Annotated in this window: 15 protein-coding genes and 3 pseudogenes; 7 read left to right on the forward strand and 11 right to left on the reverse strand. The window is 71.3% G+C overall.

The genetic code is table 11. The features are described 5' to 3' along the window. Positions 1-114 precede the first annotated feature (114 nt). From ACMXN5_RS45650 to ACMXN5_RS45670, 5 genes are all read right to left on the reverse strand, one after another. Positions 115-2,352 carry a CRISPR-associated endonuclease Cas3'' gene (locus tag ACMXN5_RS45650; RefSeq protein WP_439680770.1) on the reverse strand — a complete coding sequence of 746 codons (2,238 nt, stop codon included), beginning with the start codon at positions 2,350-2,352 and terminating at the stop codon, positions 115-117. A 62-nt stretch (positions 2,353-2,414) separates the two neighbouring features. Further along, a complete protein-coding gene (locus ACMXN5_RS45655; protein ID WP_439680771.1) occupies positions 2,415-3,140 on the reverse strand; it encodes a hypothetical protein in 726 nt (241 codons plus the stop codon). Between the two features lie 119 nt (positions 3,141-3,259). Further along, positions 3,260-3,826 (reverse strand): hypothetical protein, encoded by a 567-nt coding sequence (locus tag ACMXN5_RS45660; protein WP_439680772.1) that lies wholly within the window; start codon positions 3,824-3,826, stop codon positions 3,260-3,262. A gap of 127 nt (positions 3,827-3,953) precedes the next feature. Continuing rightward, positions 3,954-4,100 carry a hypothetical protein gene (locus tag ACMXN5_RS45665; RefSeq protein ID WP_439680773.1) on the reverse strand — a complete coding sequence of 49 codons (147 nt, stop codon included), beginning with the start codon at positions 4,098-4,100 and terminating at the stop codon, positions 3,954-3,956. Positions 4,101-4,255: 155 nt separating this feature from the next. Beyond that, positions 4,256-5,065 (reverse strand): leucine-rich repeat domain-containing protein, encoded by an 810-nt coding sequence (locus ACMXN5_RS45670; RefSeq protein ID WP_439680774.1) that lies wholly within the window; start codon positions 5,063-5,065, stop codon positions 4,256-4,258. Between the two features lie 398 nt (positions 5,066-5,463). Here ACMXN5_RS45670 and ACMXN5_RS45675 point away from each other — a divergent pair. The 3 genes and pseudogenes from ACMXN5_RS45675 to ACMXN5_RS45685 all read left to right on the forward strand — a co-directional run. After that, positions 5,464-5,871, forward strand: a pseudogene (locus ACMXN5_RS45675) (hypothetical protein); the annotation flags it as partial. Positions 5,872-6,285: 414 nt separating this feature from the next. Continuing rightward, the gene (locus ACMXN5_RS45680; RefSeq protein WP_439681453.1) at positions 6,286-6,591 is read left to right on the forward strand and encodes a hypothetical protein; all 306 of its coding nucleotides are present in this window, start codon (positions 6,286-6,288) and stop codon (positions 6,589-6,591) included. Positions 6,592-6,713: 122 nt separating this feature from the next. Further along, on the forward strand, positions 6,714-7,055 hold the full coding sequence (locus ACMXN5_RS45685; RefSeq protein ID WP_439680775.1) for a hypothetical protein: 342 nt from the start codon (positions 6,714-6,716) through the stop codon (positions 7,053-7,055). Between the two features lie 107 nt (positions 7,056-7,162). On the opposite strand, the pseudogene ACMXN5_RS45690 reads toward ACMXN5_RS45685, so the two are convergent. From ACMXN5_RS45690 to ACMXN5_RS45710, 5 genes and pseudogenes are all read right to left on the reverse strand, one after another. Beyond that, positions 7,163-8,578, reverse strand: a pseudogene (locus tag ACMXN5_RS45690) (indolepyruvate oxidoreductase subunit beta family protein); the annotation flags it as partial. Between the two features lie 42 nt (positions 8,579-8,620). After that, positions 8,621-8,806 carry a hypothetical protein gene (locus ACMXN5_RS45695; protein ID WP_439680776.1) on the reverse strand — a complete coding sequence of 62 codons (186 nt, stop codon included), beginning with the start codon at positions 8,804-8,806 and terminating at the stop codon, positions 8,621-8,623. After that, on the reverse strand, positions 8,806-9,624 hold the full coding sequence (locus ACMXN5_RS45700) for a hypothetical protein (RefSeq protein ID WP_439680777.1): 819 nt from the start codon (positions 9,622-9,624) through the stop codon (positions 8,806-8,808). The genes ACMXN5_RS45695 and ACMXN5_RS45700 overlap by 1 nt, the downstream gene beginning before the upstream one ends. A 146-nt stretch (positions 9,625-9,770) precedes the next feature. Next, positions 9,771-11,372: a phytoene desaturase family protein gene (locus ACMXN5_RS45705; RefSeq protein WP_439680778.1), complete on the reverse strand. Its 1,602-nt coding sequence runs from the start codon at positions 11,370-11,372 to the stop codon at positions 9,771-9,773. A gap of 177 nt (positions 11,373-11,549) precedes the next feature. Beyond that, positions 11,550-12,185 carry a helix-turn-helix transcriptional regulator gene (locus ACMXN5_RS45710; RefSeq protein WP_439680779.1) on the reverse strand — a complete coding sequence of 212 codons (636 nt, stop codon included), beginning with the start codon at positions 12,183-12,185 and terminating at the stop codon, positions 11,550-11,552. On the opposite strand from ACMXN5_RS45710, the pseudogene ACMXN5_RS45715 reads away from it, so the two are divergent. From ACMXN5_RS45715 to ACMXN5_RS45725, 3 genes and pseudogenes are all read left to right on the forward strand, one after another. Beyond that, a pseudogene (locus ACMXN5_RS45715) lies at positions 12,100-12,303 on the forward strand (styrene monooxygenase/indole monooxygenase family protein); the annotation flags it as partial. The gene ACMXN5_RS45710 and the pseudogene ACMXN5_RS45715 sit on opposite strands and share 86 nt — an antisense overlap. Next, positions 12,297-12,620 (forward strand): flavin reductase family protein, encoded by a 324-nt coding sequence (locus ACMXN5_RS45720; RefSeq protein WP_439680780.1) that lies wholly within the window; start codon positions 12,297-12,299, stop codon positions 12,618-12,620. The pseudogene ACMXN5_RS45715 and the gene ACMXN5_RS45720, both read left to right, overlap by 7 nt. 30 nt (positions 12,621-12,650) lie before the next feature. Further along, positions 12,651-12,974 (forward strand): SCO0607 family lipoprotein, encoded by a 324-nt coding sequence (locus tag ACMXN5_RS45725; protein ID WP_439680781.1) that lies wholly within the window; start codon positions 12,651-12,653, stop codon positions 12,972-12,974. Between the two features lie 20 nt (positions 12,975-12,994). Here the strand turns inward: ACMXN5_RS45725 and ACMXN5_RS45730 are convergent, their stop codons facing one another. After that, on the reverse strand, positions 12,995-13,756 hold the full coding sequence (locus tag ACMXN5_RS45730; RefSeq protein ID WP_439680782.1) for a TetR/AcrR family transcriptional regulator: 762 nt from the start codon (positions 13,754-13,756) through the stop codon (positions 12,995-12,997). Positions 13,757-13,846: 90 nt separating this feature from the next. Between ACMXN5_RS45730 and ACMXN5_RS45735 the strand changes: the two genes are divergently transcribed. Beyond that, on the forward strand, positions 13,847-14,770 hold the full coding sequence (locus ACMXN5_RS45735) for an alpha/beta fold hydrolase (protein WP_439680783.1): 924 nt from the start codon (positions 13,847-13,849) through the stop codon (positions 14,768-14,770). The last annotated feature ends 54 nt before the right edge of the window (positions 14,771-14,824 follow it).

The following is a 14,824-nucleotide window of genomic DNA, read 5'->3' on the forward strand; positions in this document are numbered from 1 at the left end:
GAGCGCGCCACCGGATGCCGCCGGTGGCCGCGCGACGTGAACGGCGTCGCCTCGCACAGCTCGCCGACGCGTTGCCGGACCGCCCCTGAGCCCGCCGGGCCACGGTGGTCGGGCTCAGGGGATGAGGCCCGCCGTGGGGCCGTCGTGGCGGGCGCTGGAGCGCCAGTCGGCGACGCGGACCAGGGACTCGAGGTACGCGAGCCGGAACGGTCCCAGGTCGTCGCGGTCGCGCAGCGCCAAGGCTCGCGGCGTCCACGAACCGCCCGGGCGGAACGCCTCGGTGTCGAGCGACTGCCCGGGGAAGTGGTCGCCCGTGGACACGGCGACCGGCGGCGTGCGATCACCGTCGCGGACGCCGAGCAGCGTCCGCGCGTCCTCGTCGGCCTCCGGGCGCACCGACACACGCACCCGACCGTGGTGCGCCGCGACCAGGTAGGTCACCAACTCCGGGTCGACCCGGGGGCAATGCCAGTGCTCCCCGTTCAACAGGATGAGCGCGCTGACCAGTTCGTGCCGGAAGTACGCCCGGGTGGAAACCCCGGTGCTCCACGGCGCCTTGGACTTGGCCAGCAGGTGCTCCGGCGGCTCGCCGCCACCGCCGCCGCGCAGCATGGCCTGGAACACGTCGTGGCACTTGCCGAGATCGTGGAACCTGGCGGCGCGGGCCACGGCTTCGCGCTGCTCCTCGGTCAGCCCGGGGAGGGCGGCCGTGACCGCACGTGCCTCCTCCTCGGTCTCCAGCAGGTGCCGGTCGAGACTCACCCACGCGACACACGCGATCGCGGGCGGCGTGCGTCCGGTGAACAGCGACGTCACCGGCGCGCCGCTCTCGGGTGCCCACCCCACCTGGGGGAGGTAGCCGCCGCGCGCCGCGTCGAGCACCACGGACGTTCCGGCACGGAGATCGTCGGCCACGGCGTGCCGCCACCGGCCGTCGACGGGATCCCGCAGCCACACTCCGCGGTCGGCCGGCATCTTCCGGACGTCGGCGAGCGGCGCCTCACACTGCTCGGCGCGCGCGGGGCCCGGCTCGTCCTCGGCGGGTTCCCCCGACTCCCAGACCCGCCACGCGACGAGGACCGTGCGCTCGTCGTCGGCACAGATCCACGGACTCGCGTCGGCCGGCTCCGCGCCGTACGCGTTGTCGAACATCGCCAACACATCGTGCTCGCCCAGGACGTGGGAAGGCGCCGCACTGTGGTCGACACGGGCCCGGAACAGGTCGACGGTCGTGACGGCCTCGCCCTCGCGCGCGTTCAGCCAGGCCGCGACACCCGCGTTCGGCCCCGGTCCGTCCGGGGGTACACACCACAACAGGTCGCCGCCATCGGGGTGTTCGCCGTGACGGTTGCAGCGACCGGCGCGTTGCACGAGCGCGCTCCACGGGGGGAGTTCGGTCAGGAGCGTACGGCCGGACACGTCGGATCCGACGTCCAGCGCCCGCGTCGTGACCAGGATTCGGTCCCGGCCGGTCTCCTCCGAAATCGCCGCGCGATCACGGCGGTCGGCGGAACGCGCGTACGGATGCACCAGCACGATCTCCCGGCCCGGATGCGCCGCGCGCAGCACACCGTAGACCTCGCGCGCCCGCTGCGCGGAGCCGAGCACGGCGATGGACTGCGTGCCGGGCAGGTGCGCGGCCCCCAGCGCATCGACGAGGTCGTCGACGTACCGTGTCGGGTCCGGATCCAACCGCCTGATGCGTCGAACCGCCGCGAGCCGGGTGCCGGCCGCCACGTCGCCGCCGTCGGTCGTGTTCCCGTCCGACGTCGACGACATCCACGTGCTGCCGGTCGGCGCCGTCGTGCCGAACGATTCGCGCAGCGACTGCAGCCTCGTACTCGTCGGCAACCCCGGCCCCAGCAAGTGCATTTCGTCGAACACCCAGTGGGTGTCGGTGTTGAGCAGCCCGAACGACACGGGCGCCATCGCCCGCGCATCGGCGAACCCACGCATCAACGCCCGGCTCAGCAGCCCGTCGTGCGTACCCACCAGGATCGCGTTCCGCTCGGGAAACCGCCGCCAGGTGCCGTTCTGCGACTCCGGACCGGCGAGCAGATGCAGGTCCACGTTGTCCGCGCACCCGAGGCGGTGCAGCCACTCGGCGATGCGCGCGTGGGTCGGCTCGGCGAGGCTGCCCTGCGGCAATACGTACACCAGCCGCCTCGGCGTCACCGCGACCGCGGACACCAACCGCCGGTACAGCCACGCCAATACGGCGCCCGCGCTCTTCCCGCCCCCCGACGGAACCCGAACGAGGGGCGGCAGCCCACTCTCCGCGAACCCGGCCTGATAGGCATAGGGCCGATGGCCGGTCGCCGTGTGAAAGAACTCCCCGAATCCGCGCGTCATTCACGACTCCCTCGTCCGCCGGACCCCCGACTTTAGACGAGTCGTGCGACGGGCCGGCCGATTCAGCCGAGGATGTGGTGGATGCGCCGGTGTTGCTCGGGTGTCAGGTGCTTCGTGTCGAGGCTGCGGTAACTGTCCGGACGGTCGCAAACGCGCATGCCGTCGTGTGCGCGCCAAGTCGGCAGGTACGTCGGGCCGTCGTCATCGGCGGAGGCGGTCAGGGCCTCCAGGATCGTGTCCAGGGGCCCCGGTGCGCCGAAGTGGCGAAGCGCGGATTCGTAGGCCGGCCGGGATCGGCCGATCTCCTCGACGTCCAGACACATCGGCATGAGCATGACGGTGCGCGCCGCACGTTCGTGGGCGTCGCCGGCCGCGTCCAAGAGGGCGGACATCTCTCCCCAGCTCAACCCGGCGAACGTCGGCTCGGTCGCGTGGAAGCCGAGCTGGATCACCTCGCTGTCGGCGTTCTCCCGGACGAAGTAGTCGATCCCGAAGTCGTATTCGAGGTTGCGGAAGACGATGCACAACTCGCCCCGCGCGCACGGCATCCGCAACACCGGCCACTCGTCGTAGGCCGGATTGTCCAGCCCCGGCGCCCGAACCTCGGCCGCCGACCGGTAGAAGCCGAACGCCTCTTCGAGCATGTCCTCGTCGTCCAACTCCAGGACCTGGAGCAGCCCCAGGCAGAACTCCAGGTCGATCTCATCCCAGCTCATCTCGGGAAACGTGGGGAGTTGGTCACCTGCCTCGATATCGACGAAACGTTTCGGATAGCTCTGGATCCGCATGATTTCCCTCACCTCCGCAGTCGCCGAAACGTCGCGATCCGGCGGCCGGAGTCTACGATTCGAAGATCGTTTCCTCGGCATGGGCCGCCCCCGGTCCACGACTTGCTCGCGCGACTCCGCTAGGAAGTCGCCGGGTGGAGCCCGTACCCGGCCAACCACCGGAGCAGTTCCCGGCGTGAGGCCTCGACCAGGCTGCCTCCGGTGAAGCGGGGGTCGTCGGTCACCTCCGCCACGCATTCCGGAGGAGGCACGAACGACCTGGCCTCCTCGTCGTCGGTGAATTCGGCTTCCGCGAGGAACAGGCCCCGCAGCGGGCCGTCGAAGACGTCGACGCCCACGGGCGGGACGCCGTACCGCGTCTTGGACAGCACCCTGGCCGGCAGCGAGGCGAGCACGTCGTACTCGGCCGGCGACAGGTATGTGTTCGTGATCAGGCCCTGGACCGCGCCCGGCCGGACGACCGGTACCTTCTGGGTGAGCTTGAACTCGCGGCTGCCGTCCGGGCGCTCGACGCGTCGCAGCCGCAGGCGGGTTCCCACGAGATACCGGTCGGCGATGGTCCAGGTGGCCGTGACGTCCGATGGTGCCGGTGGCGCGGCCAGGAGGAACCGGCGCTCGCGTTCGATGCGCGCGTACTTGCCCGGGTCGACCCAACGACCTCGAATCCCAGCGGTTTCGCCTGTCATGAGGTCAGCTTGCCGGCCGGCCGTGCCCCGGCGGGCTCGGCGACGCCCGAAGACCTCCGTTGTCCGGTCTGTCGCCGGGCCCGCCCCGATGCGGAACGGGCCCGGCGGCTATGCGGGTTCGACCCGTCTACAGGCCGTACTCGATGGCGGTGGCGGCGACCGCATGGGTCGATCCGTACTCGACCGTCGTCGCCCCCGGGGCGGCGGCGGCGGCGAAGGCCACGCCCGCGACGAAGGCGAGGATGGCACACGCGGCCCATCGACGAAGATTCATGACCGTCCTTTCGTTCCCAGTGGCACATTCGTGTCGCGACCGGTTCCTCCCGGTCGTGCCATCCCCAGGGTGAGCCCGCTCGGGCACATCGTGCAATCCCGGCGTCGGACAAGCCCAACGATCCGACGGCTGCCGCCACTTGGCGATCCGGGCCGTCAGCGCCGCGTCGTCGGTTGGTCGACACCCGGCCCGCCGGCGTGCGGCGTCGCGACGTAGCCTTCGGCCGGGCTGGGCAGCGCTTCGAGGCAGGCGGTCGAGCAGGCGTTGACCAGCAGCGGCAGGATGTCGGCGCCCGACGTCCGCAGCGAGATCCACACCTGGCGAAGGTTCACGATCTCGACGCGCCGATCGCAGACACTGCACGTGCGGATCGCCTCGGCACCCCAGACGCCGGGATCGAGGTTGTCCCGGTCGACGTCGCGAGCGTCGAGTGTCGCCGACGCGGACAGCGGCGGAAACGGCGGCCGTGTCTTGTAGTTGCCGTACAGGGCCCGGGTACTCACCGTGCTGTACCGCAGGTTCGGACACCGGGTGATCTCGTACGGAAACCAGTGCAGGCGGTAGGAGGTGTACGGAGTGAACTCCTCGAGGCTCTTCATCGCGCCGATCTCGGGCGGGATACGCACGAGGTTGCTTCCGTACAGGACCAGGTGCTTCACCGAGGTGAGCTTTGTGATGGTCGCCGGGAGCGTGACGACCTGGCGTCGTTGTTCGGCGGTGAGCTCCACCAGCGGCTTGAACTCCTCACGCCTGTCGGCCGCCGCCTCTTCGACCAGTTCCAGCAGGCGGATCCAACCCGACGCGGCAGTGTCCTGGCGCTCCGGATGGAAGCGCGTCGGCGCCTGGGGCCGGGTATGAACGGGCTCGATGCACCGGCAGAGATCACGAAACGAACCGTGCCCACCGGACCCGGCCGCGTCGCCCCAACGATTCGAGAACACCTGCGGAATCGACTCTTCACTCATCAGGTCACACTAGACGTGCCGATCGTGGGCACCCAACTTCCTTGCGCAGAAAGACTGTTGCGGCGTCCCGGCTGCCCACGGACGCCGGCCGGCCCTCGCCCGTTCCTCCGCTTCCCAACGAGGGCGAGAACGACCTCGCCGTAGCGCTCGCCGCAGAACTCGAAGCGAAGGCAGCCGACGCCGGCGCCCCGACAGTGGGTCGTACGCGTGAACCGCGTCCACGGTGGTGTGATGCCTCCGCGCGTCCAGGGCCGGGGCGTCGTGGTGGCTCCAGTACTCGTGTACAGATAGTGCACGCCCCCGAGGCAAGGACGAACGTGTGAGGATCGACAGAGTCGCGGCACCGCCGCCGGAGCCCGGTGCCCTTCCGGTGATCGGGCATCTCCTGCCCCTCGCCCGTGACCCGCTCCCCGTGCCACCGTCGCCAACCTGTTCGGCACGGCCATGCCCGAAGCGGTCCGCGCGGCCGTCGCCGCCGACCTGAACACGCTCATCAAGGGTTTCCTGCCCCGGGCGTTCGCACCCGACTGGATCACCGCCCTCCCCCTACCCGCCACCGCCGACACGAGGACGCCGCCGGCCGCCTTCGCGCTGTCCTGGCCGACGTCATCCGCACCCGCCGCGCCCACAAGGGCGACGGGAGCGGGACCGCGAACACAGGGGGCGAAGAGCGGTACGACCTGCTGGACGCCCTGCTCGACAGCGGATCACCCGCACCACACGTCGACCCGTCGGACGCGCAGCCGGGACTGAGCGACGAGGAACTCATCGACCAGGTCGTCACCTTCTACGGTGCCGGCGTCGAGAGCACCGCCTGGCTCCTCACCTGGGCCCTGGCCCTGATCGCCGCTCACCCCGACGTCGAGACGAACCCGCCTCTTCGACGACCGCCGCAACCTGAAGCTGATCGAAGCCACCGGCTTCGAAAACGGCGTGGCAATCCTGCGCTACGAGATCAAGAAGTAGGCAGCGGGCGGAAGGGGCCGCCCTTTCGAGAGATCGGACGCCGCGGCGATGCCGCCCGCCCCAGGCATTCGTCGGGCACCCGCTCCCTCCGCCCCCGACCCGCCCCCGCCCCCGCCCTCGCCCCAGGCACGGCGCAAGCCTGGCGGAGCCGCGTCACAGGCCGCAGTGCGCGATGGGATGTGTCCGGCGATGGGACGCCGGCGTTCTTGTATCTCTCGACCCCCGGTGGCCCCGGTCGCAGGGCTCACCGGACCATGCCCCTCGTCGCCGAAGCCTTCGGCCTGGACTCCACTCCCGACACGACGACCGAGCAGCCCGGAGCCGGCGCCCGCGTGTCGATGACGTCGGACGGCCGGATCCGGCTCGCAACAGGTGACGGCGCCGTGAACCTCGAATGCGCCGTCGACCCCGAGTTCGCGCGGGTCGCGAACGCCGTCGGCCATGTCGTCCTCATGGTGTCCTATCTGCCGTTGCCCCCCGGCGTCGATCGGATGGCACACGTCGACCGCAGCGGCGACAGTCGCAGGTCCTCGACGGGACTCGTCCCGGTAGTCGCGTGATCGTCGTCGAGCCCGACAGGCGGCGCGTGGTCGGCCGGGGCGTTCTGCATGTCCCCGACCCGCCCGCGTAGTTCGGCGATATCCTCAGGACTTCGGAGCGACGGCTGTGCCAGTCTGCGGGCATGCCGGCAGAGCTGAGGGAATACGCGGGCCGTCACTACGCTGTGCTGTCCTTCTATGTGGGACCGGACGATGCCTGGACGCTGGAACTGAGTGAGGCCGTGCCGGAGCCGCCAGGGTGGCCCGAGGTCCCCGATAGGCCGACTCATACACACGGGGCCGGCTTTTTGGCGGCGTTTGTCCCTGACGAGGATCCGACCCTGGAACCGACCATTCACATCCACAGCCATGACGAGCACGTCATCCCGTACGAGATCATGCGCTGGTTCATGGAGCAGGTCGCCGAGCAGGTCGAGCGCTGCCGGGTCGCCTACGCGCTGGAGGATCCTGAAGCGGTGGAATGATCCTGGTGTGGCCGGCGTGATCACGGCGTCGGAGTCGTCCTGGACGGCCCCGGTATGGGGTGCTCGTACGCGCCTGTGGGATTTGCGCGCGTGGGTGATTCGCGGGCTCAGGCGCCCCGGGCCCGCGACTTCGCTTCCACAGCCGCCACGGCCTCGCGCAGTGCCGTGCCGGTCTCGTCGGCGAGTGCGGCCGATGTCAGATGGGCCAGTACGGTCGCGGCATCGTCGCGTCCGCGCAACCCCCGGGCGGCGTCGAGGAGAACGGCGAAACTCCTGCCGTGCCGGTAGGTGTCGCCGTAGCCCTTGACCACCCGCCGGCACTCGACGATCTCGCAGGCCAGCGCATGGTCGCTCGACGCGGTCTCCACGACCAGGTCCAACCAGGCGTCGATGGCGGCCTGTTCCCGACCGAACCGGCCCGAGCGCGGTCGCAGCGGGCGCATCCCGGCCATGGTCCACAACATCGTGTAGCCCACGACGCCCGTGGTGTTGACGACCATGCCCTTGCGGGTGAGCTTCGCGACGAGCCTGCCGAAGAGCGCCGACCGGGACAGCGGATCGCCCAAGCGCGCGGGCAACGTGTCGGTGATCTCCTCCAGTTGCGGATGCAGATACTCGCGCACCTGCATCGGTTGTCCCGGCTCGGTCCGCGCCCGCTCGCGGATGTCCTCGATCCGCCGTCGACGGATCTTCTGCGACCCGACCTGGATGGTGTCCTGGTAACACATCCACAGCGCGGCGTGTCGGGCCGTCTCCGTGGTCAGCCTCGCTTCACCTCGCGGGTCGTGCTCCAGCGCGCCCACCGGGGCCACCCGATCGAGATAGCGGTCGGTGTACGACGGGTTCTGATACACCGCCGTGCGCTCGCAACCGTGGAGCAGCATCGAACGGGCCGCCTCCGGGAACTCGGCGACCCGCGCAACCCGATCGCGCAGCGCGGGGCCGACCAGCCGTGCGGGATCGGTGTCGGCGAGCGCGCGCCGCCGCCGCTCCTTGGCGTTCGCGGCCTCGACCGCCGGATCCGCCGGGGGCCGGCTGCCGATGGTCACCGCCACCGGTCCGCCCCCCGCCGCGCGCGAGTGGGCAGGCCGCGGCGGCGGTTGCCGGGCCGCGTCGTAACCCAGCGCGAACGCGGCCAACGAGGACTCCACCCCCTTGCCCGACATTTGCACCGCGTCCTCGAACCGCCCACGCTCGAAGGGCAGTTCACCCGTCCCGGCCAACGCGCCGAACAGCGACGCGCTGATCACGCTGCCCGCCTGCCCGGCCAAGTCCAGGAAGTCGGCCCCCACGAAGCGCCGCGCGCCCCGGTGCGCCGCGTCGAGCAGCAGGTCGCCGTCGACGCGCCCGTCGCCCATGGCGATGCGCTCGGTGATCGCGTAGACCCGGTGGGTGGAGGCGATCAGGGCTGTGCGGTCCGGCGTACAGAAGCCGCGCTGGATCGCGCGTCCCGCCTCCATGAGTTCCGACGCGATGACGATGTCGACCTCGCCGGGCGTCGGGAACAGCGCGAGGATCGGCTCGGCGCGGCCCCCCTCGGGTGGTTCGGCGTCCGGCGCCGGGAACTACTCGACGTAGTAGACGGTCGCGCCGGTGCGCTGGGCGACGCCGGCGACGGAGGTGCTTTGCGCGGTGTATCCAGCCGTCCCCGCCACGGCGACGATCCAGTCCGCCAGGACCCCGCCGCCCTCGCCACCCATGGCCAGGATCGCGATGGTGATCGGGCGCGCCGCGAGCTGCCGGTTCGACATCAGGCCACCTCGTACTTCGCGGCGCGACGCTCGACGGGCGCGGACAGCGCGGCGATCCAGGCCGTGCGGATCCTCGCCAGGACGCGGTCCCGCCGGGTCGGGTTGACCACCACGTCGGTGCGGTGGAACGACGGGCACAACGACGCCGCGTGCGCGTTCGCGCCGCATACCCCGCAGCCGATGCAGGTGTCGGTCACCGTGGCGACCGGGTCGGTGCGCATGGGGTTCGGGTTGGCGGCCAGGGTCAGCGACGGGCAGCCGGAGATCCGGATGCACGCGTGGTCGCCGGTACAGGTCTCCGCGTCGACGCCGAACCGCTCGCGGACGACCCGTTTGCCCTCCCTGATCGCCTTGTTCGTCCGAGGCCGCTCCCGACGCTGCCGGTTCAACCGGCATTCGCTCTGCGCGACGATGACCTTGCCCTCGCCGTAGTCCTCGCCGAGGATGACCAACGCGCCGCCGGTGACGCCGCCGCCGGCCAGGTTGGCCAGCGCGTCGGAGGCGACGTTGAGGCCGACTGTCGACTTGAACGTGACCGCGCCGCGCAGCGGATAGTGCACCGACGCGCCCAACATCGCGGCGGCGGTGGCCTCGGAGGCGCTGTTCTCGAAGTACACGTCGAGTTCGTCGAGGATGTCGTGGGCGTCGCCGAGTACGTCCATCAGGTGCGAGATCGGCGCGCCCTGGTAGCCGCCGACATAGGCCACGCCGGACTGGAGCAGGGCCTTGGTGACCGCCAGGATGCCCTCGACGTGCGGCGTGGTGCCCGCGCTGTGGCGCAACTGTCGGACTTCGGTGGCAAATGACCGCTCGGCCACGGCCGGTTCCTGTTCGTTCGTCCGTGGTGGGCCGTGATGCGCGGCGTGGTGCGGCCGTGATCGTCGGCGCAAGTGGGGCGGGATGCGGGTACGCGGGGGCGCGGTGCCGGCCCGCGAAGTCGCCCGGGGGCGCGAGTGGTTGCGGCTCAGCGGGTGCCGGCGCGCCGCCGCCCGGTGCGGATGAGTCGTTGCGCCACCAGGTGTCCCGATCCGGCGCCGAGCCCGGGACCGGGGTGGGTGGAGGCGCCGATGTGCCAGAGCCCGGGCACCGACGTGGCATGCCGGGCGGCGGAGGGCAGCGGGCGCCACAGGAAGTTCTGGTCGAGTTCGGCGGAGCCGCCGTACGGGTCGCCGGCGACGGCGTTCGGGTTGGCCGCGACCAGGTCGGTCGGGGTGACGGCGTCCCACGCGAGCACGCGCTTCGACAGGCCGGGAGCGTGGCGGGCGATCCGGGCCAGGACCCGGCGTACGTACCCGTGGGTCAACTCCTTGGTCCAGCCGCCGCCGGTGTCCAGCTCTCCCGCCGCGTCACCCCTTGGGGCGTACGGCAGTTCCTGGAGTTGCAGCCACAGCGCGGCGGCGCCCTCGGGCACGCGTGAGGGGTCGAGCACGTGTTGTTGGCCGACGACCACGGTGGGTCGGCGGGGCAGCAGACCGGCCTCGGCCTCGGCGCAGGCGATCGCGGTACTCGCCGAGCCGTCGCTCAGGTGCAGCAGCGGTACGCTCGCCAGCCGCTCGTCCCGCCAGTCGAGCGGGGCCGACAACGCGACGTGGATCTGCATCGCCGCGCGTCCGTACCGGTAACGCCGGGCCTGCTCGCGGACCGCCGCCGGCACCGGGGCCGACGGGGGCAGCAGGTCCCCGTACAGCGCCGTCGGGGTGACCGAGGCGAGGACCGCGTGGCGGGCCGTGATGGTCTCGCCGCCGCAGACCACCCCGCCGATCCTGCCGTCGGTCACGAGCAGTTGCTCCACCGGCGTGCCGGTGCGGACGTCCACGCCGCGTTCGGCGAGCAGCGCCTCGAAGGCGTGGACGAAGTTCCCCGCCCCGCCCGCGACCACGGGCAGGCCGAAGCCGTGCATCGTGGCGGCCAGGATCGGCACCATCAGCCCGCCCTGGGCGTGGTCCGGCGACAGCCCGGCGTGCAACAGCCAGGGAACCCAAAGCAGATCGGCCTCGTCGCCGCGGAACTCGCCCCGGCAGTACGCGCGTCCGCTGGTGACGGTGGCGCGCAGCCACGCCTCGGTGCCGGTCAACCGCTCCCGGCGCAGCATGCGCAGGGCGGGCCGCAGGGCGCGGGGCGAGCGTGGCTCGCCGCCCATGAGGGCGCCGATGTCCTCGGCGCTGTCGAGGAATCGCCGCACCATGGCGAGGTACGCGGCGCGGTCCTCGGAGTGGGCGAACGCCCGCGCGGTGATGTCGGCGTCGCGGTGACCCAGGACCACGCGGCCGTCGTCGGTGACGGTGCCGGTGACGTAGTCCTCGGTGTTGCGGTACTCCAGACCGTGGCGGTGCAGGTCCGCGCCGAGCGTGGCGTAGGCCCCGCCGGACACGAAGAGCGGGTGCCACGAGGAGTAGGTGTCGTGCAGGTAGCCGGGCAGGGTCCGTTGCTCGGTGGCGATGAACCCGCCCAGGCGCCGGTTGCCCTCGACCAGCACCACCGACCAGCCCGCACCCGCCAACTCGGCCGCCGCGACCAGACCGTTCACACCGGATCCGACGACCACCGCGTCGACGGTATGTGCCATGGGTACTCCTCGGGGTCGGGGCGCGCGGCGGTTGATCGGAGGAATGAATGGAATCGATCATTCGGCTCGCTCATTCGGATCTCCGTGTACTCGTGTACCCGTACATGCCCGGTACCCGGGGCGGGACACGCGCAGGGGCTCGGGTGCGGGGGTCGGTGCGCGGCTCAGGTGCCCGGCTCAGGCGCGCAGCGTCTGCGAGGGGTGTTCGCCGAACTGCTCCCGGTAGGCGATCGCGAGGCACCCAGGATGGAAGAAGCCCCAGCGGTAGGCGACATCGGTGACCGTCGTCGTGCCCGGCTCGGCGGCGGTCGGATCGGCGCGGACCCGGTCGAGTCGCACCGTGCGCAGATATGACACGGGCGTGGTCTCCAGGTGCAGGCGGAAGCCGTCCTGCAGGGCCCGTACGCTCATCCCCACCGCCTCCGCCACGTCCTCCACGGTCAGCGGTTCGGCGGCGTGGCACACGATCAGCTCCATCGCCCGGCGGACCGCGGGCGGCGCGACCCGGGGCTGCCGGCCGTGCAGCGCGGCGCTGAAGTTGTGCGGCTGGGTGAGCAGGAACTGGGTGATCAGCAGATCGGCGAGCCGGCCGAGGACCAACGGCTGGTCGAGCATGCCGCCGGGGTTGTCCGCCTCGCGCCGCAGCAGGTCGACCACGCCGAGCCAGGAGTGGGCGGACGTCGCCTCGACCGAGGAGCACGTCGAGCGCTCCCTGCGGATCCTGCGCACCCACCTGCCCTGGGAGGCCGAGCGCTGCGCCGACGTCGCGCCGACCGACGCCAACGGCGTGCTCGCCGGCCGCTTCCCGCCCACGGCGCGCAAGCCCGTCGGTCAACTCCCCTCCGGCGCCCTCGTCTTGGGGATGGCCGACGTCGTGGTGCTCAACGACCCGATCACCGGGCAGGGTTCCAACAACGCGAGCAAGTGCGCGGTGCGAACGCGCCGAGTCTGCCCCACTTCAGGTCGGCCACGCACTTCGCGGTCCATGTGCCGGCCGCCGACCAGCACCAGCTCTCCAGCCGGTTCGCCACCCCGGCCGAGGACAAGTTCGCGGACACCCCCACCACCGACGGCATCGCCGGAACTCCGTTGCTGGAAGGGGTGGTTGCCCGATTCCAGTGCCGGACGGTGCAGTTCGTCGACGCCGGCGACCACGCCGTCCCTGTGGTTCGAAGCGCGACTGCCCAATTTTTACCGCGATTCGAGTATGCGTACCCACGCCCGGGGCAGACCTTCGCGACACGATGATTCGACCGACGGGGAGGAGAGGTTCCGATCGTGCGCAGGCTCCCGGCCGGACACCCGGGTCGACTTCTCGCGGTCGCGCTCGCCGCGATCCTCGCCGGCTCGTCGACCGCCGGCTGCGATGCTTTCCCCGAGCACATCTGCGGTGGCGGGGAGTACCCGGTCAAGCAGATCGGCAGCGCCACGGGCAGACAATGTGTGCCCGACGACCGGGATCCACCGCCGGGCACCGTGCGCTATCCGGCCGGCAAGGTGCCGCGAACCGTAGGCGACAAGTGGGACGAACACTGGAGCAGAACCATCTTCGACGCCAACGGCAACCCGGTCGCCGAGGACCCGACCGTGCCCCCACCCTGACGCACCCCGACCGCGGCGCATCAGTCGGCGGCGGGCGGCTTCGGCTCCGTGTGGTCGGGTGCCGGGGTCGTCGCGATGTCGTCGGGGCTCAGGAGCCCGATCAGTAGGCGGGTGATGACGCGGTCGAAGAGCGCTTCCGTCGAGTCCTCGGCCGCCGGGGGTTGTCCGGCCAGGGCGGCGGCGAGGTGCGGGTGTCGGCCCGCCATGGCGACCCGGGTGAGGTATTCCGCCTGGGCCTGTTGCCACTGGGGGATGGTCTGCCCGGCGAGATGACCGGTCACCTCGGCGCGGGTCAGGGCGGCGATGACGGCATTGAGGATCGCGATGGCTTCCAGCTTGGTACGAGAGGCCACGTCGAGGTCGGCGAGCACGGTGAGGGCGTGTTCCAGGTAGGTGACCGCGTGCGGTCCGACCGGCGTTCTGGTGGCGGTGGCGTCGAGCAGCCACGGGTGCGCGAGGTGGACGCTCCTGCTTTGCCGGGCGAGGGCGAGCAGGTCCTCGAGCCAGACTCCGGAGCCGAGTTCGGCGTATGAGATCTCGCCGTTGACCCGGTCGATCATCAGCTCGAGCAGTTCGTCGCGGGTGGCCACATAGCGGTAGAGGGACGCCGGTCCGGCCCCGAGGGCGTCCGCCACCGCGCGCATGGTGACGGCAGGCAGGCCGTTCGTATCGGCGAGGGCCACGCCGGCGGCGGCGATGCGATCGCGGTCGAACGTCGGTACGGGGCCGCGGCCGGCGCGCTCGGGACGCAGCCAGATGCTGTGGGCGGGCGGCTCGGGCATGACCCCTCCTGTTCTGCGAACGACGTATGCAGTACCTTAGGGCACACCTGGACTGCGAACACCGATCGCAGTAGATGAAAGGGAGTCGACATGCCCCCGAGCCGGCCGCAACAGGACTGGACCCCGACCCGGTATGCGCACAACGGCGACGTGCAAGTGGCCTTCGATCGGCTGGAGGGCTCCGAGGGCGAACCGCTGCTGCTCGTCATGGGCCTGGCCACCGCCCGTTTCTGGTGGCCGCTCGGACTATGCCGGGCGTTGGCCGACGCCGGGTTCGCGGTGGCCCGCTATGACCAGCGCGACGCCGGCCAGTCGACCCGGATGCCCGACACCGCCACCACCAACCCGTTCAAGGCCCTGTTCGGCAAGCGCGGCGACGCCTATACCTCGGAGGACATGACCGACGACGCCATCGCCGTGATGGACGAACTCGGCTGGGAACGCGCCCATGTCTTCGGTCACTCCCTGGGCGGAGTGATCGCGCAGCGCATCGCGCTGCGCCACCCCGATCGGGTGCTCAGTGTCACCTCGTCGGCCGCCCTCCCCAGCGACGTCTCGGGGCTGCGCGTCCTGCGCTACCTGCGTTTCGGGCTGCTCGCCAGGCTCGCCCGCGCGAAGTTCCCCGAGGGTCGCGAGGGAGACATCGAGGCCGCCCTCACCGTCTGGCGCGAAATCGCCTCACCGGCCTACCCGTTCGACGAAGCCGCGGCGCGTGCGTGGGTCGAGGCCGAGGTGGACAGCGGTCCGCGCGACACCAAGGCGCAGAGCCGCCAGATCGGCGCCCAGTGGCACGGAGCCAAGCTCGCGGAACTGCGCCGACCCACACTGGTCCTGCACGGGGAGCAGGACCCGATCCTGCGCGTTGCAGCGGGCCGTGCCACCGCCAAGGCCGTCGACGGCGCCCGCCTGGTGACCTACCCGGGAGTCGGCCACGATCTCCCCGCCGCCCTGTGGCCCGAAATCGCCCGCCAGGTCGGTGACTTGGCTGCCACAGCCCCAGCTACCCGGAGGTGAAGGTGATGACGGTCGTCCTGGCGCCGAAGCCTTGCGCGGGGCTCGGTGTATGAC

It is taken from the genome of Embleya australiensis (assembly GCF_051903075.1).
Classification (GTDB): domain Bacteria; phylum Actinomycetota; class Actinomycetes; order Streptomycetales; family Streptomycetaceae; genus Embleya.

Bases quoted from the DNA above. Each gene is read 5' to 3' on its own strand.
- ACMXN5_RS45680 (WP_439681453.1), top strand. From the start codon at position 6,286: ATGCCCCTCGTCGCCGAAGCCTTCGGCCTGGACTCCACTCCCGACACG.
- ACMXN5_RS45670 (WP_439680774.1), bottom strand. From the start codon at position 5,065: ATGAGTGAAGAGTCGATTCCGCAGGTGTTCTCGAATCGTTGGGGCGAC.
- ACMXN5_RS45650 (WP_439680770.1), bottom strand. From the start codon at position 2,352: ATGACGCGCGGATTCGGGGAGTTCTTTCACACGGCGACCGGCCATCGG.
- ACMXN5_RS45655 (WP_439680771.1), bottom strand. From the start codon at position 3,140: ATGCGGATCCAGAGCTATCCGAAACGTTTCGTCGATATCGAGGCAGGT.
- ACMXN5_RS45695 (WP_439680776.1), bottom strand. From the start codon at position 8,806: ATGTCGAACCGGCAGCTCGCGGCGCGCCCGATCACCATCGCGATCCTG.
- ACMXN5_RS45730 (WP_439680782.1), bottom strand. From the start codon at position 13,756: ATGCCCGAGCCGCCCGCCCACAGCATCTGGCTGCGTCCCGAGCGCGCC.
- ACMXN5_RS45665 (WP_439680773.1), bottom strand. From the start codon at position 4,100: ATGAATCTTCGTCGATGGGCCGCGTGTGCCATCCTCGCCTTCGTCGCG.
- ACMXN5_RS45685 (WP_439680775.1), top strand. From the start codon at position 6,714: ATGCCGGCAGAGCTGAGGGAATACGCGGGCCGTCACTACGCTGTGCTG.
- ACMXN5_RS45660 (WP_439680772.1), bottom strand. From the start codon at position 3,826: ATGACAGGCGAAACCGCTGGGATTCGAGGTCGTTGGGTCGACCCGGGC.
- ACMXN5_RS45735 (WP_439680783.1), top strand. From the start codon at position 13,847: ATGCCCCCGAGCCGGCCGCAACAGGACTGGACCCCGACCCGGTATGCG.
- ACMXN5_RS45705 (WP_439680778.1), bottom strand. From the start codon at position 11,372: ATGGCACATACCGTCGACGCGGTGGTCGTCGGATCCGGTGTGAACGGT.